Source organism: Nocardioides terrae (assembly GCF_900112345.1).
Taxonomy (GTDB): Bacteria; Actinomycetota; Actinomycetes; order Propionibacteriales; family Nocardioidaceae; genus Nocardioides; species Nocardioides terrae.
Genome location: NZ_FOLB01000019.1, coordinates 1 through 19,599, shown reverse-complemented (window position 1 = coordinate 19,599; position 19,599 = coordinate 1). Strand labels below are relative to the sequence as shown.

At 70.4% G+C, this 19,599-nt stretch carries 23 protein-coding genes and 1 tRNA gene; 21 read left to right on the top strand and 3 right to left on the bottom strand.

The features are described 5' to 3' along the window. Nucleotides 1-13: 13 nt before the first annotated feature. A complete protein-coding gene (locus tag BM236_RS17710) occupies nucleotides 14-475 on the bottom strand; it encodes an Lrp/AsnC family transcriptional regulator (RefSeq protein ID WP_245750414.1) in 462 nt (153 codons plus the stop codon). 149 nt (nucleotides 476-624) lie between these two features. Between BM236_RS17710 and ald the strand changes: the two genes are divergently transcribed. The 19 genes from ald (at nucleotide 625) to BM236_RS17615 (ending at nucleotide 17,215) form a co-directional block, all read left to right on the top strand. Next, nucleotides 625-1,743 carry an alanine dehydrogenase gene (gene ald / locus BM236_RS17705; RefSeq protein WP_091126503.1) on the top strand — a complete coding sequence of 373 codons (1,119 nt, stop codon included), beginning with the start codon at nucleotides 625-627 and terminating at the stop codon, nucleotides 1,741-1,743. A gap of 23 nt (nucleotides 1,744-1,766) precedes the next feature. Next, nucleotides 1,767-4,337: a DEAD/DEAH box helicase gene (locus BM236_RS17700; RefSeq protein WP_245750413.1), complete on the top strand. Its 2,571-nt coding sequence runs from the start codon at nucleotides 1,767-1,769 to the stop codon at nucleotides 4,335-4,337. Between the two features lie 215 nt (nucleotides 4,338-4,552). Further along, nucleotides 4,553-4,843 carry a GNAT family N-acetyltransferase gene (locus tag BM236_RS17695; protein WP_091126516.1) on the top strand — a complete coding sequence of 97 codons (291 nt, stop codon included), beginning with the start codon at nucleotides 4,553-4,555 and terminating at the stop codon, nucleotides 4,841-4,843. A gap of 179 nt (nucleotides 4,844-5,022) precedes the next feature. Then, nucleotides 5,023-5,919: a ParA family protein gene (locus tag BM236_RS17690; RefSeq protein WP_091126499.1), complete on the top strand. Its 897-nt coding sequence runs from the start codon at nucleotides 5,023-5,025 to the stop codon at nucleotides 5,917-5,919. Further along, nucleotides 5,904-6,254: a hypothetical protein gene (locus BM236_RS17685; protein ID WP_091126498.1), complete on the top strand. Its 351-nt coding sequence runs from the start codon at nucleotides 5,904-5,906 to the stop codon at nucleotides 6,252-6,254. Before BM236_RS17690 ends, BM236_RS17685 begins: the two co-directional genes overlap by 16 nt. Nucleotide 6,255: 1 nt before the next feature. Further along, nucleotides 6,256-7,152 carry a segregation and condensation protein A gene (locus tag BM236_RS17680; RefSeq protein ID WP_091126496.1) on the top strand — a complete coding sequence of 299 codons (897 nt, stop codon included), beginning with the start codon at nucleotides 6,256-6,258 and terminating at the stop codon, nucleotides 7,150-7,152. Continuing rightward, nucleotides 7,145-7,804, top strand: a complete 660-nt coding sequence (gene scpB / locus BM236_RS17675) for an SMC-Scp complex subunit ScpB (protein WP_091126495.1) — start codon at nucleotides 7,145-7,147, stop codon at nucleotides 7,802-7,804. The genes BM236_RS17680 and scpB overlap by 8 nt, the downstream gene beginning before the upstream one ends. Further along, complete coding sequence (locus tag BM236_RS17670) at nucleotides 7,797-8,555, top strand: pseudouridine synthase (protein WP_091126493.1); 759 nt, start codon at nucleotides 7,797-7,799, stop codon at nucleotides 8,553-8,555. Before scpB ends, BM236_RS17670 begins: the two co-directional genes overlap by 8 nt. A gap of 52 nt (nucleotides 8,556-8,607) precedes the next feature. After that, the gene (aroH, locus tag BM236_RS17665) at nucleotides 8,608-8,991 is read left to right on the top strand and encodes a chorismate mutase (protein WP_091126491.1); all 384 of its coding nucleotides are present in this window, start codon (nucleotides 8,608-8,610) and stop codon (nucleotides 8,989-8,991) included. Next, entirely contained in the window at nucleotides 8,984-10,060 is a 1,077-nt protein-coding gene (locus BM236_RS17660; protein ID WP_091126489.1) for a prephenate dehydrogenase, read from the top strand. The genes aroH and BM236_RS17660 overlap by 8 nt, the downstream gene beginning before the upstream one ends. Nucleotides 10,061-10,071: 11 nt before the next feature. Then, nucleotides 10,072-10,752 (top strand): (d)CMP kinase, encoded by a 681-nt coding sequence (gene cmk, locus BM236_RS17655; RefSeq protein WP_245750412.1) that lies wholly within the window; start codon nucleotides 10,072-10,074, stop codon nucleotides 10,750-10,752. Between the two features lie 21 nt (nucleotides 10,753-10,773). Further along, entirely contained in the window at nucleotides 10,774-11,565 is a 792-nt protein-coding gene (locus BM236_RS17650; protein ID WP_091126486.1) for a lysophospholipid acyltransferase family protein, read from the top strand. Next, nucleotides 11,558-12,937, top strand: a complete 1,380-nt coding sequence (gene der, locus BM236_RS17645; protein ID WP_091126485.1) for a ribosome biogenesis GTPase Der — start codon at nucleotides 11,558-11,560, stop codon at nucleotides 12,935-12,937. The genes BM236_RS17650 and der overlap by 8 nt, the downstream gene beginning before the upstream one ends. 18 nt (nucleotides 12,938-12,955) lie before the next feature. Further along, on the top strand, nucleotides 12,956-14,119 hold the full coding sequence (locus BM236_RS17640) for a GGDEF domain-containing protein (RefSeq protein WP_091126483.1): 1,164 nt from the start codon (nucleotides 12,956-12,958) through the stop codon (nucleotides 14,117-14,119). 53 nt (nucleotides 14,120-14,172) lie between these two features. After that, entirely contained in the window at nucleotides 14,173-15,318 is a 1,146-nt protein-coding gene (locus tag BM236_RS17635) for a CDP-glycerol glycerophosphotransferase family protein (protein WP_091126482.1), read from the top strand. Nucleotides 15,319-15,379: 61 nt separating this feature from the next. After that, nucleotides 15,380-15,453, top strand: a tRNA-Pro gene (locus tag BM236_RS17630). 49 nt (nucleotides 15,454-15,502) lie between these two features. After that, nucleotides 15,503-15,640, top strand: coding sequence for a ribbon-helix-helix domain-containing protein (locus tag BM236_RS17625; RefSeq protein ID WP_091126480.1), 138 nt, complete (start codon nucleotides 15,503-15,505; stop codon nucleotides 15,638-15,640). Nucleotides 15,641-15,990: 350 nt separating this feature from the next. After that, nucleotides 15,991-16,485 carry a hypothetical protein gene (locus tag BM236_RS17620; RefSeq protein ID WP_091126479.1) on the top strand — a complete coding sequence of 165 codons (495 nt, stop codon included), beginning with the start codon at nucleotides 15,991-15,993 and terminating at the stop codon, nucleotides 16,483-16,485. Between the two features lie 178 nt (nucleotides 16,486-16,663). After that, nucleotides 16,664-17,215, top strand: a complete 552-nt coding sequence (locus BM236_RS17615) for a hypothetical protein (protein WP_139230158.1) — start codon at nucleotides 16,664-16,666, stop codon at nucleotides 17,213-17,215. Nucleotides 17,216-17,328: 113 nt separating this feature from the next. Here the strand turns inward: BM236_RS17615 and BM236_RS17610 are convergent, their stop codons facing one another. Next, nucleotides 17,329-17,766 carry a VOC family protein gene (locus tag BM236_RS17610; RefSeq protein WP_091126475.1) on the bottom strand — a complete coding sequence of 146 codons (438 nt, stop codon included), beginning with the start codon at nucleotides 17,764-17,766 and terminating at the stop codon, nucleotides 17,329-17,331. A gap of 119 nt (nucleotides 17,767-17,885) precedes the next feature. Here BM236_RS17610 and BM236_RS17605 point away from each other — a divergent pair, with 119 nt between their 5' ends. Further along, complete coding sequence (locus tag BM236_RS17605) at nucleotides 17,886-18,500, top strand: hypothetical protein (RefSeq protein ID WP_091126474.1); 615 nt, start codon at nucleotides 17,886-17,888, stop codon at nucleotides 18,498-18,500. A gap of 139 nt (nucleotides 18,501-18,639) precedes the next feature. After that, complete coding sequence (locus BM236_RS17600; RefSeq protein WP_091126472.1) at nucleotides 18,640-19,167, top strand: DUF488 domain-containing protein; 528 nt, start codon at nucleotides 18,640-18,642, stop codon at nucleotides 19,165-19,167. Between the two features lie 92 nt (nucleotides 19,168-19,259). On the opposite strand, the gene BM236_RS17595 is transcribed toward BM236_RS17600, so the two are convergent. Then, a partial coding sequence (locus tag BM236_RS17595) for an integrase core domain-containing protein (RefSeq protein ID WP_139230087.1) occupies nucleotides 19,260-19,599 on the bottom strand: 340 nt, incomplete at its 5' end.

The following is a 19,599-nucleotide window of genomic DNA, read 5'->3' as shown; positions in this document are numbered from 1 at the left end:
CGACCTGGCGCGTTCACGTCCAGCGCGTCGCCCGGGCGTGCTGGAAGATCAGGTTGGTCTCGGTCAGCGCGACGTCGGGGTTGCTGGACAGGTGCTCGATGACGAAGGCGTTGAGGCCGTCGGTCCCGGCCGCGGCGACGTGGACGAAGAAGTCGTGCCCGCCGCCGAGCAGGAACACGTTGAGGACGCCCGGAAGCCCGGCCAGCTGGCGCATGAACACCTCGAGCCGGCCCCGTGCGTGGCCGTGCATGCGGACGGCGATCATGGCCTGGAGCGGGCGCCCGGCGAGGCTCGGGTCGATGTCGGCGTGGAACCCGCGCACTACGCCCGACTCGCGCAAGGCTCGGATCCGGCCGAGGCAGGTGGACGGCGCGATGCCGGCCTTGGCCGCCAGGGCGTTGTTGGTCTGGCGGGCGTCGGCGGAGAGCCCGGCGAGCAGGACGCGGTCGACGTCGTCGAGGGCGGGCGCCACCACGCCCGCTCGGTCCAGGACCGCTCGAACATCCTTCGCACGGCGAGTGGCGGAGGCGTCAGGGAGCGAAGGTTCGGCGGGCACGGAAGCAATCTAGCGAATCTTCTTCAGGTCACTGGCGTTGCGTCGAAGATCCGGTCGACAATCGCGACATGACGAAGATCGGCGTGCCCAAGGAAGTCAAGAACCACGAGTACCGCGTGGCCATCACGCCGATCGGCGTTCACGAGCTGGTCGCCCATGGCCACGAGGTGGTCGTCGAGCGCGGCGCCGGGCGCGGCTCCCAGATCCCCGATTCCGAGTACCAGGCCGCCGGAGCGAAGATCCTCGACTCCGCCGACGACGTGTGGGGCAGCGCCGACACCGTGCTCAAGGTCAAGGAGCCGATCGCCGAGGAGTACCACCGGATGCGTGAGGACCTCACGCTCTTCACCTACCTTCACCTCGCGGCGGACAAGCCGCTGACCGAGGAGCTTCTGGCCAGGAAGGTCACCGGGATCGCCTACGAGACCGTCCAGCTCCCCAGCGGCGGGCTCCCGCTCCTCTACCCGATGTCCGAGGTCGCCGGGTGCCTGGCCCCGCAGGTCGGCGCCTACTCGCTCCTCAAGGCGCAGGGCGGCCGTGGCGTGCTGATGGGTGGCGTCGGCGGCGTGGCCAACGCCAAGGTCGTCATCATCGGTGCCGGCGTGTCCGGCCAGAACGCGGCCAACATCGCGCTCGGCATGGGCGCCGACGTGACCCTGCTCGACACCGACCTCGACAAGCTCCGGCTGTCCTTCTGGCGCTACAACAACCGGGTGCACGGCCTGGCCTCCTCCAAGCTGGCCCTGGAGCAGCAGGTGCTCGAGGCCGACCTGGTCATCGGTGCGGTGCTGATCCCGGGCGCAGCGGCGCCCAAGCTGGTCACCAACGACCTGGTCTCCCGGATGAAGCCGGGCTCGGTCCTCGTCGACATCGCGATCGACCAGGGCGGGTGCTTCGAGGACTCCCACGCGACCACCCACGACGACCCGACCTACCAGGTGCACAACTCCACGTTCTACTGTGTGGCCAACATGCCTGGCGCCGTCCCGAACACCTCGACCTACGCCCTGACCAACGCGACGCTGCCCTACGTCGTCGCGCTGGCCGACAAGGGCTGGGCGCAGGCGTGCCGTGACGACCGCTCGCTCGCACTCGGCCTCAACACCCACGCCGGCCGGCTCACCAACGCGCCCGTCGGCGCGGCGGTCGGCATCGACGCGACCGCACTCGACGAGGTCCTCGCCTGACAGTCATCCCCGCGGGCGCCTGGGTGCCCGCCTCCGGAGCCTCGCCCGACGAGGTGTACGACGCGGTGTCGTCGTACGCCTCGTCGCGCGGGCTCTCGCTCTACCCCCACCAGGACGAGGCGATCATCGAGCTGCTCGGTGGCAGCAACGTCGTGCTCGCGACGCCGACCGGCTCCGGCAAGTCGCTGGTCGCGCTCGGTGCGCACGCCGCGGCACTCGCCACCGACCGGGTGTCGTTCTACACGGCGCCGATCAAGGCGCTGGTGAGCGAGAAGTTCTTCGACCTCTGCGAGGTCTTCGGTGCCGACAACGTCGGGATGCTGACCGGCGACGCCGCCGTCAACGCCGACGCCCCGATCATCTGCTGCACCGCCGAGGTGCTCGCCAACCTCGCCCTGCGCGAGGGCCGGTCGGCCGACATCGGGCTCGTCGTGATGGACGAGTTCCACTACTACGGCGAGCCGGACCGCGGCTGGGCCTGGCAGGTGCCGTTGCTGGAGCTGCCGCACGCGCAGTTCGTGCTGATGTCGGCCACGCTCGGCGACATGACCTCGATCGCCGAGGACCTCACCCGGCGGACCGGGCGCGAGACCGCCATCGTCGACCGGGCCGAACGCCCGGTCCCGCTCACGTTCACGTGGTCGCTGACCCCGCTCGACGAGACGCTCGAGGAGCTCGTCACGACGGGGCAGGGCCCCGTCTACGTCGTGCACTTCACCCAGGCCGCGGCCGTCGAGCATGCCGCGACGCTGCTCAAGGCGTCGTGGGTCGGGACAGGGGCGGCCTCGACGGGATCGACCAGCGAGCAGCTCAAGGAGCGGCTGGCCGGCGTACGGTTCGGCGCCGGGTTCGGCAAGACCCTCGGGTCGCTGCTGCGCCGCGGCATCGGCGTGCACCACGCCGGCATGCTGCCGCGCTACCGCCGCCTGGTCGAGCAGCTCGCGCAGGCCGGCCTACTACGGGTCATCTGCGGCACCGACACACTCGGCGTGGGCATCAACGTGCCGATCCGGACGGTGCTCTTCACCGGGCTGGCGAAGTTCGACGGACAGAGACAGAGGGTCCTGCGCACGCGGGAGTTCCTCCAGATCGCCGGACGGGCGGGCCGGGCCGGCTACGACACGGCCGGCTACGTCGTCGTGCAGGCGCCCGAGCACGTCATCGAGAACGAGAAGGCCAAGGCGAAGGCCATCGAGCGCCAGGCCGCGGGCAAGAAGAACTCCAAGGCGCAGCTGAAGAAGCCGCCCGAGGGCACCGTCGTGTGGACCGAGGCGACCTTCACCAAGCTGGTCGACGGCCGGCCCGAGCCGCTCCAGTCGCGGATGAAGGTCGACAACGCGATGCTCCTCAACGTCGTCGCCCGCGAGGAGGACGCCTTCCCGGTCATGCGTCGGCTGCTGACCGAGAACCACGAGGACCGTCGGATGCAGCTGCGGCTGGCCCGGCGGGCGCTGCGCCTGGCGCGCTCGCTGCGGACGTCGGGGGTCCTGCAGCGCCTGGATCCGCGCGACGGGCTCGGCCGGCGCTACGTCCTCACCGAGGCGCTCCCGCCCGACTTCGCGCTCAACCAGCCGCTCGCCCACTTCGCCCTCGCCGCACTCGACGTCCTCGACCACGAGAGCCCCGCGCACACCGTCGAGGTCGTGTCGGTCGTCGAGGCCGTGCTCGAGGCACCCCGCCAGATCCTCTTCGCCCAGCAGCACGCCGCGCGCGGCGAGGCGATCGCCGAGATGAAGGCCGACGGGCTGGACTACGACGAGCGGATGGCGCTGCTCGAGGAGGTCACCTGGCCCAAGCCGCTCGCCGAGCTCCTCGAGGGCCTCTACGAGACCTACCGGATCTCGCACCCGTGGCTGCCCGAGGACGCGCTCGACCCGAAGTCGATCGTGCGGGAGATGTTCGAGCAGGGCATGACCTTCACCGACTTCGTCTCGCGCTACCAGCTCGCGCGCTCGGAGGGTCTGGTGCTGCGCTACCTGACCGACGCCTACAAGACGCTGCTGCACACGGTCCCGGAGGCGCACCGTACGCCGGCCCTGGAGGACCTCGTCGAGTGGCTGGGGGAGACCGTCCGGCAGACCGACTCGTCCCTGCTCGACGAGTGGGAGGCCCTCGCCGACCCCTCGCACGTGCGCACCGACGTCGCCCACCACGAGCCGCCACCGCCGCCGCGACCGATCAGCATGCAGACCCGTGCGTTCGCCGTCATGGTCCGCAACGCGATCTGGCGCCGGGTCGAGCTGGTCGAGCGCGACGACGTGCGAGGACTCGCCGCGCTCGACCGCGCGGACGCGGCCCGCTTCGAGCCGCCCCGTGCCCCGGTCATGGAGGCCGGCGACTGGGACGCGGCGCTGGAGGCCTACTACGCCGACCACGACTCGGTCCTGCTGGACGGCGACGCCCGCGGGCCGTCGTACCTCGTGACGCGGGACGCCGTGGTCGACGGCGTGCGCCTGCGTCACGTCACCCAGACGCTCGCGGACCCGGCCGGCGACCGGGACTGGGTCATCGAGGCCGACGTCGACCTCGACGCCTCCGACGCGCTCGGCGAGCTGGCGCTGACCGTGACGGCGATGCGCCGCCTCGACGGCTGATGCCTCCGCCGGAGCGCTGCTGTTTCGCGACACGCCCGGGCGGGCACCTGAGCGGGACCGGGTGGCTCGGCACCGATCACCCCCTTCGAAACGGAGTCGCATCATGCTGTGGACCATCCTTGTCATCGTCGTCATCGTCGTCCTCCTGATGTTCGTGTTCGGCCGGGGCCGCGGACGCCGAGGGCTCTGAGCGGCTCGTCGCTAGGGTGGTCGCCATGAGCGATGTCGAGGTGCGCGACAACCCCGCCGAGAACCGCTACGAGGCCTGGCTCGGCGACAGGCTCGCCGGCGTCGCGGTCTACGAGAGCCGGCCGGGCAGCATCGTCTTCACGCACACCGAGGTCGGCGACGAGTTCGAGGGCCGAGGCGTCGGATCCGCCTTGGCGCGGGACGCGCTGGACGACGTACGGGCAGGGGGCGAGCGCGACGTGGTGCCGCTGTGCCCCTTCATCAAGGACTGGATCGAGCGGCACCCGGACTACCAGGACCTCGTCCACCGCGGCTGAACGGATGCGCGACGTCCACAGATCACTCCACAGCGACCTGTTCCCCTGTGGGGGACGAACGGGGCGGAGTGCACAGGCGACGGGCCACATCTGGGGGTTGGGGGACCCCGGGTTGTGGCCCGCTTCGTCGCGGTCCTAACCTCGCCGGGAGCCGGCCCACAAGTCGGCCTGTCGACAAAATGCCAGGAAGCGAGCGTCGCGTGTCCGACACCCTGCCCTTCGAGGCCCCCGGCGGCGCGCTCGGGCCGACCGGACGACCCATGCCGGTGATCCCCGAGCCCCCTTCGCTCAGCTCGCACGGGCCGGCCCGCGTGGTCGCGATGTGCAACCAGAAGGGTGGCGTCGGCAAGACCACGACTACGATCAACCTCGGCGCCGCGCTCGCCGAGTACGGCCGCCGGGTGCTGCTCGTCGACTTCGACCCGCAGGGCTCGCTCTCGGTCGGGCTCGGGCTCAACCCGCACGACATGGACCTGTCGGTCTACAACCTGCTGATGGACCGCGACGTCAAGATCGGCGACGTCGTCGTGGGCACCGGTGTCGACGGCATGGACCTCATCCCGTCCAACATCGAGCTCTCCGCAGCCGAGGTCCAGCTCGTGCACGAGGTCGGCCGCGAGCAGACGCTCGCCCGCGCCCTCGCCCCCGCGCTGGGGGAGTACGACGTCATCCTCATCGACTGCCAGCCCTCGCTCGGCCTGCTCACCGTCAACGCGCTCACCGCCGCCGACGGGGTCATCGTGCCGCTGGAGTGCGAGTACTTCGCCCTGCGCGGCGTCGCGCTGCTCAAGTCGACGATCGACAAGGTGCAGGAGCGGCTCAACCCGAAGCTGGTCATAGAGGGCCTCCTGGGCACGATGTACGACGGCCGCACGCTGCACTCGCGCGAGGTGATGGAGCGCCTGGTGCAGGCCTGGGGCGACTCCGTCTTCCACACCGTCATCCGCCGCACCGTGAAGTTCTCCGACTCGACCGTGGCCGGCGAGCCGATCACGTCCTACGCCGCCACCTCCGCCGGCGCGGAGTCCTACCGCCAGCTCGCCAGGGAGGTGCTCGCCCGGTGGCGCGACGCGTGAGCCTGCCCCAGGCCGACGACCTCTTCCGCCCCACCGCCGGCAAGACGCCCGGCAAGACGCCCGAGACCGCACCGGCCGAGCCGGCCGACGACGCCGACGACGCGAGCGGTCGACGCCGCTCCAGCGGCCGGGTGCGCCACGACGAGAAGATGACCGTCTACATCACCTCCGACGAGCTGCTCGACCTCGAGCACGCGCGGCTCTCGCTGCGGCGTACCCACGGGCTCGCGGTCGACCGAGGCCGGCTGGTCCGCGAGGCGGTGGCCCTGGTGCTGGCCGACCTCGAGGCCAACGGCGACGACAGCGCGCTCGTCCGGCGACTGCGCGAGGCGTGACGTGACGGCCGAGGTGGACCCGGCCACCCCCGAGGGGACCGCGGCGTTCGCGGTCCGCCTCGACAACTTCGAGGGCCCCTTCGACCTGCTGCTCAGCCTCATCTCCAAGCACAAGCTCGACATCACCGAGGTCGCGCTGGCCAAGGTGACCGACGAGTTCATCGCGTACGTCAAGGCCGGCTCCGGTGCCTCCGGGCAGTGGGATCTCGAGCAGACCTCGTCGTTCCTGCTGGTCGCCGCGACGCTGCTCGACCTGAAGGCCGCACGTCTGCTCCCCGCCGGGGACGTCGAGGACGAGGAGGACCTCGCGCTGCTCGAGGCGCGCGACCTCCTCTTCGCGCGGCTGATGCAGTACAAGGCCTTCAAGCAGGTGGCCGCCGTGCTCGAGACCCGCTTGGGGGAGGAGTCGAAGCGCCACCCGCGTGCCGTCGGCCTCGAGGAGCGCTTCGCGACGCTCCTTCCCGAGGTGCTCATCGGCATCGGGCTGGATCAGTTCGCCCAGCTCGCGGCCAAGGCGATGGCGCCCAAGCCGGGTCCGCCGGAGCTGACGCTGCACCACATCCACGCGCCGACGGTGAGCGTGCGCGAGCAGGCCGTCGTCGTCGTCGACCGGCTGCGCCGCAGCGGCACGCTGACCTTCCGCGCCCTGTGCGGCGACTCGCCCGACATGATGACCACGGTGGCCCGCTTCCTCTCGCTGCTGGAGCTGTTCCGCGAGGGGGCGGTGGCGTTCGACCAGGTCACCGCGCTCGGCGAGCTCACGGTGCGGTGGACCGGCGACGAGGACACGGACCCCGACGCCCTGGTCCAGGACGAGTTCGACGGGGCACCGCCGCCCGAGGGACCCGGCTCGGACCAGGACCAGGCAGACAGCACCCAGGAGAGCACCGATGAGTGAGCCCGAGCAGACCACGGACCAGGCCGGGGACGAGACGGCGGCGGAGACGCTCGACGTCCCGGTCGCCGACCTGCGACCCAGCCTCGAGGCGGTGCTGATGGTGGCCGACCAGCCGCTCGACGTGGCGACGCTGGCCACCGCGGCCGGCTACCCGACCGAGGAGGTCCAGGCGGCGCTGGAGGCCCTGGCAGACGAGTACACCGAGCAGGGCCGCGGGTTCGACCTGCGCAACGTCGCCGGTGGCTGGCGGTTCTACACCCGCGAGGAGTACGCCGCCATGGTCGAGGGCTTCGTCCTGGAGGGACAGCAGTCCAGGCTGACCCAGGCGGCGCTCGAGACGCTTGCCGTCGTCGCGTACAAGCAGCCGGTGTCCCGCGCCCGGGTCTCCGCCATCCGCGGCGTCAACGTGGACGGCGTCATGCGCACCCTGCTGACGCGTGGCCTCGTCGAGGAGGCCGGCAGCGACCACGAGACGGGCGCGAACCTCTACCGCACCACCTCCTACTTCCTCGAGCGGATCGGCGTCACCGGCCTCGACGAGCTGCCGGAGCTGGCGCCGTACCTCCCCGACATGGACGACCTGGAGGACGAGCTGAACGAGATGGCAGCCACCGCGCGGCCGGCGGTCGAGAGCGAGGCACCCGGTGAGTGAGCGACTCGACCTGCCCCTCGACGACGAGGGGCTGATCCGGCTGCAGAAGCTGCTCGCCCTCGCCGGCGTCGCCTCGCGCCGCCGCAGCGAGGAGCTGATGCTCGGTGGCGAGGTCGAGGTCAACGGCGAGGTGGTCACCCGGCTGGGCACCAAGGTCGACCCCACCAGGGACCTCATCCGTGTCTCCGGCAAGCGGCTCCCCCCGATCTCGGAGAAGGTCTACCTCGCGGTCAACAAGCCCCGTGGCGTCGTCTCGACGATGTCGGACCCCGAGGGCCGCAAGACCCTCCAGGACCTCGTCGCGGACCGCCCGGAGCGGCTCTTCCACGTCGGGCGTCTGGACACCGACACCTCCGGCCTGATCATCCTGACCAACGACGGCGACTTCGCCCACCGGCTGGCGCACCCGTCCTACGAGGTCGACAAGACCTACGTCGCCGAGGTGACCGGCCAGCTGTTCCCGCGGGTCACCAAGCAGCTGCTGGCCGGGGTCACCCTCGAGGACGGACCGGTCACGGTCTCGAAGGCACGGATCGTCGAGGCGTCGCCGACCAAGTCGATCGTCGAGCTGGTCATCCACGAGGGTCGCAACCGGATCGTGCGGCGCCTGCTCGACGAGGTCGGCCACCCCGTCACCCGGCTCACCCGCACCCGGATCGGTCCGGTCGCGCTCGGCCGGCTCACGTCGGGGGAGCTGCGAGACCTCACCAACGAGGAGCTCGGCGAGCTGCTGGACGCCACCAAGCTCTGACCGCCCGGCTCGGTAACCTTCTCGGCGCAGGCAACCGACGCGAGGAGCAACCGTGGCAGTCAGGGCCGTCCGAGGCGCGACCCAGCTCGACATCGACGACGAGCAGCACATGTACGACCGGGTGACCGAGCTGGTCACCGAGGTGCTCGCCGCCAACTCGCTCACCGTCGACGACTTCATCTCGATCATCTTCACGTCGACCGACGACCTGCGCTCCGCCTTCCCTGCCTTCGCGGCGCGCCAGCTCGGTTTCACCGACGTGCCGCTGATGTGCGCCCGTGAGCTCGAGATCGAGGGCGGCATGCCTCGCGCCGTCCGCCTCATGGCCCACGTCGAGACCGACCTGTCCCGCGCCGACGTCACCCACGTCTACCTGCACGGTGCCGCCGACCTCCGTCGCGACCTGACCCGGGTCCGGACTCACGAAGATGCCTGAGACGCTCACCGGCCCCGTCGAGGTCGTCGGCGCGGGGCTCCTCGGCACCTCCATCGCCCTGGCGCTGCGGCAGGCCGGCGTCGAGGTGCTCCTCTCCGACACCTCCAACGAGCACCTGCGCACCGCCTCCGGACTGGGCGCCGGCCGCTCGCGGGTCGACGGTGACCGTCCCCAGCTCGTCGTCGTCGCCGTCCCGCCCGACCTGCTCGCGCCGGTGATCGCCGACGCCCTGGCGCGCACCGCCGAGACCCCGGGCGCGGTCGTCACCGACGTCGGCAGCGTGAAGACCGCGCCGCTCGCCGCGCTGGCCGGGGCGCCCGCCCTGAGCCGGTACGTCGGCAGCCACCCGATGGCCGGCAGCGAGCGGTCCGGTCCGCTGGCCGCGTCGGCAGCGCTCTTCGACGGCCGCCCGTGGGCGGTGACGCCGCACCCGGAGGCCGCCCCGGGCGTCGTCGCAGTGGTCGAGGAGCTGGCGCGACTGTGCGGCGCGGTCGTCGTACGGCTGACGCCGGAGGAGCACGACCGGGCCGTGGCCCGCATCTCCCACGTGCCGCACCTGCTCGCCGCGCTGGTCGCCGGCCGTCTCGCCGAGGCGCCCGCCGACCACCTGGCGCTGTCCGGGCAGGGCGTGCGCGACGTCACCCGGGTCGCGGCCGGCAACCCGTCGCTCTACGGCCAGATCGTGGCCGGTAACGCCGCGGCGGTCGAGGAGCTGCTCGTCGAGGTCCGGTCCGACCTCGACCGGCTGATCGACGCCGTCGCCGAGGGTGACCGGCCAGGCCTGGAGTCGCTGCTGACCCAGGGGGTCGCCGGCACCCGGGCCATTCCCGGCAAGCACGGCGGGCCGGCCCGGCCGACCCGGCCGGTCTTCGTGTCGGTGCCCGACCATGCCGGCGAGCTGGCCCGGCTCTTCGCCGATGCGGGGGAGAGCGGCGTCAACATCGAGGACGTCCACATCGACCACGACCCCGGCCGTCCGGTCGGTCTGGTCGAGCTGGTCGTCGAGGAGTCCCGCGCCGAGCACCTGCTGGTCTCGCTGGAATCACGAGGGTGGGTCACTCACCGATAGACTCGCCTCCCGTGAGCAGCCTTGTCATCGCCGTCGACGGCACCTCCGGGTCGGGGAAGTCCAGCACGTCCCGGGGCGTGGCCGACCGGCTCGGCCTGCGCTACCTCGACACCGGTGCGATGTACCGCGCGATGACTTGGTGGATGCTCGAGCACGCGGTCGACGTCCACGACGCCTCGGCCGTCGCCGCACGCGTCGACCAGCCCCTCATCGAGTCTGGCACCGACCCGCTCGCTCCGTCGATCAGCCTCGACGGCGAGGACGTCGCCGAGGCGATCCGCAGCGACGTCGTCAACGCCCACGTCTCCCCGGTCGCGACCGTGCCCGAGGTCCGGGCCAACCTCATCGCGTTGCAGCGGTCCGTCATCCGGCAGGCGCTCGAGGACGGCGTCGGCATCGTCGTCGAGGGTCGCGACATCGGCACGGCGGTCTGGCCCGACGCCGACCTCAAGCTCTACGTCACCGCCGACCCCGCGGCGCGCGCCGCCCGCCGCGCGCTCGAGGAGGGCGGCACCGACGCCGACGCCGTACGCGCTTCGCTGGAGACCCGCGACCGCATCGACGCCACCCGTGGTGGCCTGGCCGTCCCCGTCGGGGCGACCCACCTCGACACCACGCCCTACTCCCTTGACGAGGTGATCGACCAGGTCGTCGCACTGGCCGAGCGGGCTCGCGAGCGCGCCGATGCGTGAGACCTGCCCGATGAGGTCCACATGAGCGAGCGGCCGCTGACCGGGCGGAACCTGCCGCGCATGGACCACGTCCGGCACCCGCCGCGCTACCTCCTGCACAACCCCGCGCTGCGACTCGCCGCGCGGCGCGTCCTCGCCCGCAGGTACGACATCGTCGTGACCGGCGGCGAGCTGATGCCGCGCCACGGACCGGTCGTCGTGGCGGCCAACCACATCGGCTGGCTCGACGGTCCGCTGCTCGGCATCGTGCTGCCGCGCCCGGTGCACGCCCTGACCAAGCTCGACATGTTCACGGGCAGGACCGGCGCCTTCCTGCGGCACAGCGGTCAGATCCCGCTCGACCGGTTCCACCCCGACCCCGCCGCGGTGAAGAGCGCGCTGCGCGTGCTCCGCTCGGACAACGCCGTCGGCGTCTTCCCCGAGGGCACCCGCGGCGACGGCGAGCTGCACCGCTTCCACCGCGGCGCCGCCTACCTCGCCCTCGTCTCGGGGGCGCCGGTGCTGCCGGTGCTCTTCTTCGGCACCCGCCTTCCGGGTGGAGGCCTCGACTCCCGCCCGCCGGCCGGCAGCCGCATCGACGTCGTCATCGGGTCGCCGGTGAGCGTCGGCAAGCAGCCGTGGCCGCGGACCCGGGAACAACTCGACGAGGTCTCGCGGTTGCTACAACGGCGGCTGCACGAGCACCTCGTCGCGACTCGCGCCGCCACCGGCCTGGAGCTGCCCGGTCCGCTGCCTGCCCACGAGCACGAGCCGGACCCAGCGACCGCCATCACCGACGGCCAGCCGTCACCAACCAAGGAGCACGATGACTGAGCACGACGCCGACACCGACTGGGTCGGCACCGACGCCGAGGACGAGCCCACCGGGCCCGTGCCCGTGCTCGCCGTCGTCGGACGCCCCAACGTGGGCAAGTCCACCCTCGTCAACCGCATCATCGGCCGCCGCGAGGCGGTCGTCGAGGACCGCCCCGGCGTGACCCGCGACCGCGTCTCCTACGACGCCGACTGGAGCGGACGCGCCTTCACGCTCGTCGACACCGGTGGCTGGGACCCGGACGCCCGTGGTCTGGCCGAGCGGATCGCCGCGCAGGCCGAGATCGCGGTCAGCCTGGCCGACGCCGTGCTCTTCGTGGTCGACGCCACCATCGGCATCACCGACGCCGACGAGGCCGTCGTCAAGGTCCTGCGCCGGTCCGGCAAGCCGGTCGTGCTCGCCGCCAACAAGGTCGACGACCAGCGCACGGAGGCCGAGGCCGCCTCGTTGTGGAACCTCGGCCTGGGCGAGCCCTACCCGGTCTCGGCGCTGCACGGTCGCGGCTCGGGCGACCTGCTCGACGCCGTACTCGCTGCGCTTCCCGAGCCGCCGCCGCTGCCGGAGGGCACCGCCATCGGCGGTCCGCGCCGGATCGCGATCGTCGGGCGGCCCAACGTCGGCAAGTCGAGCCTGCTCAACAAGCTCGCCGGCTCGGAGCGGGTCGTGGTCGACAACGTCGCGGGCACGACGGTCGACCCGGTCGACGAGCTCGTGGAGCTGGGCGGCCGGACGTGGCGCTTCATCGACACCGCGGGCATCCGCAAGCGGGTCAAGGAGGCCTCGGGCCACGAGTACTACGCTTCGCTGCGCACCACGACCGCCATCGACCGGGCCGAGGTCGCGGTGCTCGTCCTGGACGCCGAGCAGAGCATCGCCGAGCAGGACGTCCGGATCCTGCAGACGGTCCGCGAGGCCGGACGCGCGCTGGTCATCGCGTTCAACAAGTGGGACCTGGTCGACGAGGAGCGTCGCTACTACCTCGAGCGCGAGATCGAGCGCGAGCTCGTGCAGGTGCAGTGGGCGCCGCGGATCAACGTCACCGCCCGCACCGGCTGGCACATCGATCGGCTGGTGCCCGCGCTGGACAAGGCGCTCGAGGGATGGGAGACCCGGATCGGGACGGGAGCGCTCAACACGTTCCTCGGCCGGCTGGTCTCCGAGCACCCGCACCCTGTCCGCAGCGGCAAGCAGCCCAAGATCCTCTTCGGGACCCAGCCGACGACGGCGCCGCCGACGTTCATCCTCTTCACGTCGGGCCGGCTCGACGCGTCGTACGAGCGCTTCATCGAGCGTCGGCTGCGCGAGCAGTTCGGCTTCGTCGGCACGCCGATCGTGCTGCAGCAGCGCGTGCGGGAGAAGCGGAAGCGCTGACCCGGCTTGTCTGACGAGGTGCTGGACACCGTCTCGCTGCGCGTCGCGTTCGGGCTCATCGCGCTGTGTGTCCTCGTGCTGTTCTACGCGGTGACCTACCGCTCGACGCGCAGCGCGTTCTGCGGCTGGTGGGTCCTTTCGCTGGCCTGCTACCTGAGCGGCGGGATCCTGTACCTCTTCGACGGCACCGGCGCGCAGGTCGTCGCGAATCCGGCGGCCAACGCGCTCGGTGTCCTCGGCTCGGCGCTCGTCTGGGCGGCCACGGCGTCGCTGGCCGAACGTCGGCTGCCCCTCACGTGGCTCGTCGTTCCCGCTCTCGTCGTGCTCGCCGTCTCTGCCCTGGACGACCCCGGTCACGACACCTGGGCCGGCGGCCCGTTCTACCTCGCCGCGATGGCTCTGTACTTCCTGCTGGTCAGCCGGGACCTCGGGCGACTCTGGGTGACCCGCCCGCGCGACGCCCTCGTCGACAGCGCCTACCAGGTCGCGCTGATGTCGATGCTCGTCTCGTCGGCTCTTGTCGCGGTCCTCTACTCGGCGCGCTGGGTGCTGTTCCTCGCGGTCGGACCGGACGCGGCGCTGTTCCGCGACCTGGTCGGCTCGCAGATCACCACCCTCATCCTGATGGTGCTGCTGGTGACCGTTACCTTCAACATGACGGCACTCGCCCAATCCCAGCAGACGCGCGACCTGCAGCTGGCGGCTCGGCAGGACCCGCTCACGGGGCTGCTCAACCGCCCCGGCTTCCACCAGCGTGCCGCGGAGGTGATCCGGGTGGCAGCCCCGAGGCGTGCCGTCTATGTCGTGATGTCGGACTTCGACGACTTCAAGCTCCTCAACGACCACTACGGACACCCGGCGGGTGACGCGGCGCTCGCCGCTTTCGGGGCGGCCTGCCGCGCGGAGCTGTACCCCAGCGACGTCGCCGCGCGGTTCGGTGGCGACGAGTTCGCCCTGCTCCTGTGGGGTCGCAGTGGCCGTACGCCCGAAGAGACCCTGGCCGCGATCTCCCTCCGCCTCGCGACCGGGGCGGCGCAAGGAGCCCATGCGCACTCGTCGGTCAGCTTCGGCGTGGCCGAGCTCGATCGGAAGGCCGGCCTCGACGCCGCCCTGGCGCGGGCGGACAGCGCGCTCTACCAGGCGAAACGGACCGGATTCGGCAACGTCGTCCGGGCCGACTAGGTACCTCGCGCCACGATGCGCTCCCTGAAACATCCGGGACCTAGAATTCGCGCGTGCTGAAGCCCGACGTGATCGCCTACTTCGGGGACGACCCGTCCCGGATCTACCAGCTCCTGCAGTGGCTGCCGGTGCTCGAACGTCTCGAGCACAGCCATCGCGTCGCCATCGTGCTGCGCGACCCCGCCACCGCCGAGGTCGCTGAGGCGAGCACCACCCTCCCGGTGCTCGTGGCCCCCGAGTTCGCCGAGCTCGTGGAGCTCTACGAGCGGCTGGACCCGAAGGTCGCCGTCTACTGCAACAACGGGATGCAGAACTTCCAGTCGCTGCTGAACGGACGCATGCTGCACGTGCACATCAACCACGGCGAGAGCGACAAGCAATCGATGGTCAGCAACAACGCGAAGGCCTACGACCGGGTCTTCGTCGCGGGCGAGGCCGCCGTGCAGCGGCACCTCGCCGGCCTGATGGAGCTCGACGTGACGAAGCTGGTGCGGATCGGCCGCCCGCAGCTCGACCTGCGGCCCGAGCCGATCCTGCCGGGGAGCGAGCGTCATACGGTCCTCTACGCCCCGACGTGGGAGGGCGACGCGGAGTACAACGACTACACCTCGGTCGACCTCTTCGGCCCGGCGATCGTGCGGTCGATCCTCGACGTCCCGGACGTGCGCCTGGTCTACAAGCCGCACCCGAAGGTCACCACCAGCCCGACCCCGGCGATCCGGGACAACCACCTGCTGGTGCTGGAGCTGGTCGCTGCTGCGGCGGCCCGCGAGCCGGAGGCCGGTCACGTCGCGGTGACCGAGGGCGACATCCTCGCCGTCATGCCGAGCTGCGACGCGATGGCCACCGACGTCTCCTCGGTCGGGCTCGACTGGCTCTACCTGCGCACCGAGAAGCCGATCTTCATCACCGACCGCCACCACGACGGCGAGCGGCTGCGCCAGGACGTGCCGGTCAGCCGTTGCGCCGACGTCATCGACGCCGCCGGCCTGCCCGGCCTCACCGCACTCCTCGCCGCGCGGCTCGACCACGACGAGCACCGGCTCGCGCGCGCGGCGATGCGGCACCACTACTTCGACGACGTGCACGTGGGGGAGAGCACCGACCGGTTCGTCGCCGAGATCGGCTCGCTGGTGGCCCTGCGCGACCGGCTCGTCGGCGTAGCGTCCGACCTTGACGGCGGGGTCGTCTCCGCCTGACCCCGATTCCGGGCCGCGCGACGATCTGCGATACGCTTCCCGAGCCTTCTTCGGAGGGCATCGGGCTGTGGCGCAGTTTGGTAGCGCACTTGACTGGGGGTCAAGGGGTCGCAGGTTCAAATCCTGTCAGCCCGACCGATGAGCAGAGGCCCGAAGTGGCCGCTGACCTGCCGATTCAGGCCCGGTGATCTACGGATCGCCGGGCCAAGTCGTCCCCGTCCGAATCGACGATTCCCTGCTTGCGGCCATCACCGATCGCGCCGAGCACGACCATGTCAGCCCTTCCGAGCTGGTCCGCGCCGCCATCCGCGCCTACGCCTGAAGGTCCACGCCTCGGCCCTCGAGCACGGAGTCGAGGCCGAGGACGCGACCTACGCCGCGACCCGGCCGGTCTACGTCAGCGACCTCGACGACGCCGCAGCGGCCGCCGCATCAGGCGATGACACGGGTCCGGGCGGGCACTGCGGGGCGTCTCAAGAATCCAGCGCGGTCGACCTGCCCCCGCACATCGACACTTCGGATCAGCCACTCCCGGGACCCGCAAAGCAGACGCCACGCCCGACCGGTTGACAACAGAAGGGAGCCGATAAGACGCACCGTGGAGCCGAGCGATTGCGTCAGATCCGGTTGTTCCCGACACCCGCTCTTCGCCGCACCGCCACACTGGTCGCCATGGTGGCTCGAGTCGCGTTTGCCGTGGACACGTGGGGTTTGCCGCGAGAAGCCGAGGTAAGGGTCTGCCGCATCGCGCTCCACCTGTTCACTGGCACGGCTCACGAGTTTGAGACCGACATCCCCCTGTCCCACGAAGCCGATTGGCCCCCAGCAGTCCGGACCGCCGCCCACCGGCTTGCTGCGCACTCGAAACACCGCCGTGGGGAGAACGACAGTTATCGCCAAACCGGAATCATCTCCGCGAAGGACGATGACGACTGGGACGCATTCGTGACCTTCGCGCCCTATGCCTACGACGCATCCGTTTGGGGTGCAGACAGCACCCTCCCGCTCGTGCAACTCTCCGACGAAGGCACGTCGCTGGCAGTTCGATTGCGGCCGCACGAGCACATCGACCTCGCCAACTCCCTCGGGCAAGAGCGGGTCATCCCTGCGAGCCAGTGGAAAAGGATCCGCCGTCGCCTGCTAAACGAGAGACGCCGCAACCCATAGAAGCTCGGGGCGCGTTTCCCGGCAGATCCGTGCCTCCGGCTCGGCGGTCTGACGCACCTTCGTACGGAGCGTCGCAGCTGGTCGAGTACGGCTCGTGACCGCCACCGGTTGCTCAGGCGGTCGTTTCCGGCCGCACGGTTCCCAAGCCGACTGCGGTCTTGTCTGGGACCCTTGTGCCGTGACAAGCGGCCAGATTCCGTTCAGCGGACCGAACGTATGGCACTACCCGAAGGCGCTCATGGCCTTCTTCGTTCTGTTCGGTCTCGCATGGACGTCTGCTTGCCTCGCCCTAGGTCTCGCTGGACAGCTAACCGTTGCGCAAACGATCATTTTCGGCGCGCCCGCGTTGCCCGTCGCCTGGTGTTCGTTCGTCCGTCCGCGGCTGGCCCTCACTGAGGACGAGGTGATAGTCGTCGGACTTGTGGCGACCCGATACCGGCTCAGGGATGTTGTCGACGCGAAGCCGGGCCATGGCGGGACCGCTTTCCGGCTCGCAGATGGTGACACGTTCTCGACCTCGGTTCTGCAGCGCCCGAACTACGCGGCGTGGTTCGGGCGGGTGTCGCGTGCGGATCGCGTCGTCACGGAAATCCTTACCGCTGCGGCGGGGAAACGCGGCGAGCCAGCTCCCGATCCGGTAGGCGATAGGCATGGCGTTGCCGATGCCAAGTCCGGAATCCTCATGGGTATTGCGGTGGCACTTTCGTCCCGCTTCGGTGGCGGAGACTAAAGCGAGATCTGTGAGTCACTGCGTTTGTCCGGGCGCGCTTCGCGCGACACCGGTGCCGCACGGAGTGAGCGCAGCGATCGGGCATCCGGACATTGCCTCCAGGGTCTGCACCGTCAGCGCTTCTGCAGTTCCTCGGCGAGCATGACGATGATGCCGCTGGGGCCGCGAAGGTAGGTGAGCTTGTAGATGTCCTCGTAGGTCGCCACGCCGCGGAGCGGATGGCAGCCGTGTCGTGCGGCGATCGCGAGGGCCTCATCGATGTCGTCCACCGAGAAGGCGACACGGTGCATGCCGATCTCGTTGGGTTGAGTGGGCTCGGTCTCGATCGCGCTCGGGTGGATGTATTCGAAGAGCTCAAGGCGACCGGTCGCGTCTGGCGTCTGCAGCATGGCGATGTTGGCGTGATTGCCGTCGAGGCCGACGGTTGTGTCGGTCCACTCTCCGCTGACCGTGTCACGGCCGAGGACGGTGAGCCCGAGGTCGGTGAAGAACGCGATCGCCGCCTCCAAGTCGCGCACGGCGATCCCGACGTTCTCGAGTTTGATCGGCATACCGTGCACGCTACCGAGTGAGAGCGACCGTCCGGTCGCGAGCGGCGGAATGACGCAATTTGAGCAGGTCGGTCAGGACCGTCCGAAATCGTCGGGGTGGTTGCGTAGCCTGCCCATTCATGGAGACGTGGATTGCAGTGATTGCGGCAGTGGCGGCGGTGGCGGCCGCAGTCGCCACCGCCGTGTCGGGCCGCTTTGTCCAGCAGCAGGTTCGAGAGATGAAGCGGCAGACAGACCTGCAACAGTCGGTAGCCGAGGGTTCATCCTCGCCCTATGTTTGGGCCGACGTTCGACTGCAGTCCCGGAACGGCTGGAACCTGGAGTTCGTCATCGGCAACTCCGGTACGACCGTCGCCACGAATGTACGGGTCGCCATCGAACCGCCATTGCCCAGCGATCACGAGGGCATGTACCTCGACGCGATGCATCAACGGCTCAGTGCCGGGCTGTCATCGCTCGCACCGGGGCGAACCCTCCATTGGACGCTCGGACCGTCTCCCGATCTCGTGAACCGGTCCGGGTCTTTGGCCCACCGGGTTCGTATCGCCTGTGACGGCCCGTACGGACCGGTACCGGTCAGCGAGTACGTCATTGACATGGCGGACTTTCGTGAGTCAGTGGCGCGTCATGACGGGACGCTGGTGGACATCGCCAGGGAAATCGCTGCCCTCACGAAGAAGCTGCCGGATCAACGCAAACCCTTCCGTGTTGAGGTGGCCACCGACGGCGAGTGAACGCGGCGGATCGACGCACCTCTATCGCGGATCGTGGAGGCTCGTCCGGGTCCGCGAGGACGGTACCTGCCCAGGTCGTGAACCTGCAGCACGCGGACCCTACCGCCAAGGCCACCGGGGGCGTGGGTACAGCACACGGATGGGACGACTGCTGACGTTCGGCCACGGGACGGCGCGACCCGACGAACTGGTTGCCCTGCTGACGACGGCCGGCGTCGAGCAGGTGGTCGACGTACGGCGGTTCCCGGGCAGCCGGCGCAATCCCGGACTGAGCAGAGATGCCCTCGGCACCTGGCTTGCGGACGCCGGTGTCGACTACCTGTGGGAGCCACGACTCGGTGGCCGGCGCCGGGTCCCAGCCGGACAGCGCGACGACGTGGACGGCTGGTGGCGGGTGGCGGCGTTTCGGGCGTACGCCGCGCACATGCGTACCGAGGAGTTCCGCGCCGGCCTCGAGGTGCTGCTCGAACGGATGGACCACGCCGAGACCGCGATCATGTGCAGCGAGTCGCTGTGGTGGCGCTGCCACCGGAGGCTCATCAGTGACGCCGTTCTGCTGTTGCACAACAGGCCGGTGAGCCACCTCGGGCACGACGGCAGGCTCTCCGAGCACCTACCGCCGCCGGCAGCGGCGGTCGTGGCGGGCGAGCTGCGCTACGACGCCTGAGCACCAGCGAGCGCCGGATTTAGCTTCGTCGACAGAGTCGTCGCACTGCCGAACGGAGGTCCGCTCCCTCTGAATCGCGCTGGGTTTCGTTCCTATGCGTTCCCTTGGCCAGCAAGTGCCGGCCGGGATGATTCATGGGCAGCGTAGTACGCCGCCTCGACCTCGAGCGGGGTCCTCATGTCGAGCTCCCCGTGCAGGCGCTGGTTGTTCCACCACCACACGTACTCCAAGGTCGCGAGCTCGACCTGCTCGATCGTGCGCCACGGTCCTCGTCGCCGGATCAGCTCGGTCTTGTAGAGCCCGTTGACCGCCTCGGCGAGCGCGTTATCAAAGGAGTCACCGACGGTCCCGGTCGACGGCCTCGCGCCGAGCTCGCCGATCCGGTCCGTGTAAACGATCGAGAGGTAGTTCGACCCGTGGTCGGCGTGATGG

Coding starts and splice junctions, on each gene's coding strand:
- ald (WP_091126503.1), top strand. CDS start 625: ATGACGAAGATCGGCGTGCCCAAGGAAGTCAAGAACCACGAGTACCGC.
- BM236_RS17695 (WP_091126516.1), top strand. CDS start 4,553: ATGAGCGATGTCGAGGTGCGCGACAACCCCGCCGAGAACCGCTACGAG.
- BM236_RS17690 (WP_091126499.1), top strand. CDS start 5,023: ATGCCAGGAAGCGAGCGTCGCGTGTCCGACACCCTGCCCTTCGAGGCC.
- scpB (WP_091126495.1), top strand. CDS start 7,145: ATGAGTGAGCCCGAGCAGACCACGGACCAGGCCGGGGACGAGACGGCG.
- BM236_RS17660 (WP_091126489.1), top strand. CDS start 8,984: ATGCCTGAGACGCTCACCGGCCCCGTCGAGGTCGTCGGCGCGGGGCTC.
- BM236_RS17650 (WP_091126486.1), top strand. CDS start 10,774: ATGAGCGAGCGGCCGCTGACCGGGCGGAACCTGCCGCGCATGGACCAC.
- der (WP_091126485.1), top strand. CDS start 11,558: ATGACTGAGCACGACGCCGACACCGACTGGGTCGGCACCGACGCCGAG.
- BM236_RS17620 (WP_091126479.1), top strand. CDS start 15,991: ATGGTGGCTCGAGTCGCGTTTGCCGTGGACACGTGGGGTTTGCCGCGA.
- BM236_RS17610 (WP_091126475.1), bottom strand. CDS start 17,766: ATGCCGATCAAACTCGAGAACGTCGGGATCGCCGTGCGCGACTTGGAG.
- BM236_RS17605 (WP_091126474.1), top strand. CDS start 17,886: ATGGAGACGTGGATTGCAGTGATTGCGGCAGTGGCGGCGGTGGCGGCC.
- BM236_RS17600 (WP_091126472.1), top strand. CDS start 18,640: ATGGGACGACTGCTGACGTTCGGCCACGGGACGGCGCGACCCGACGAA.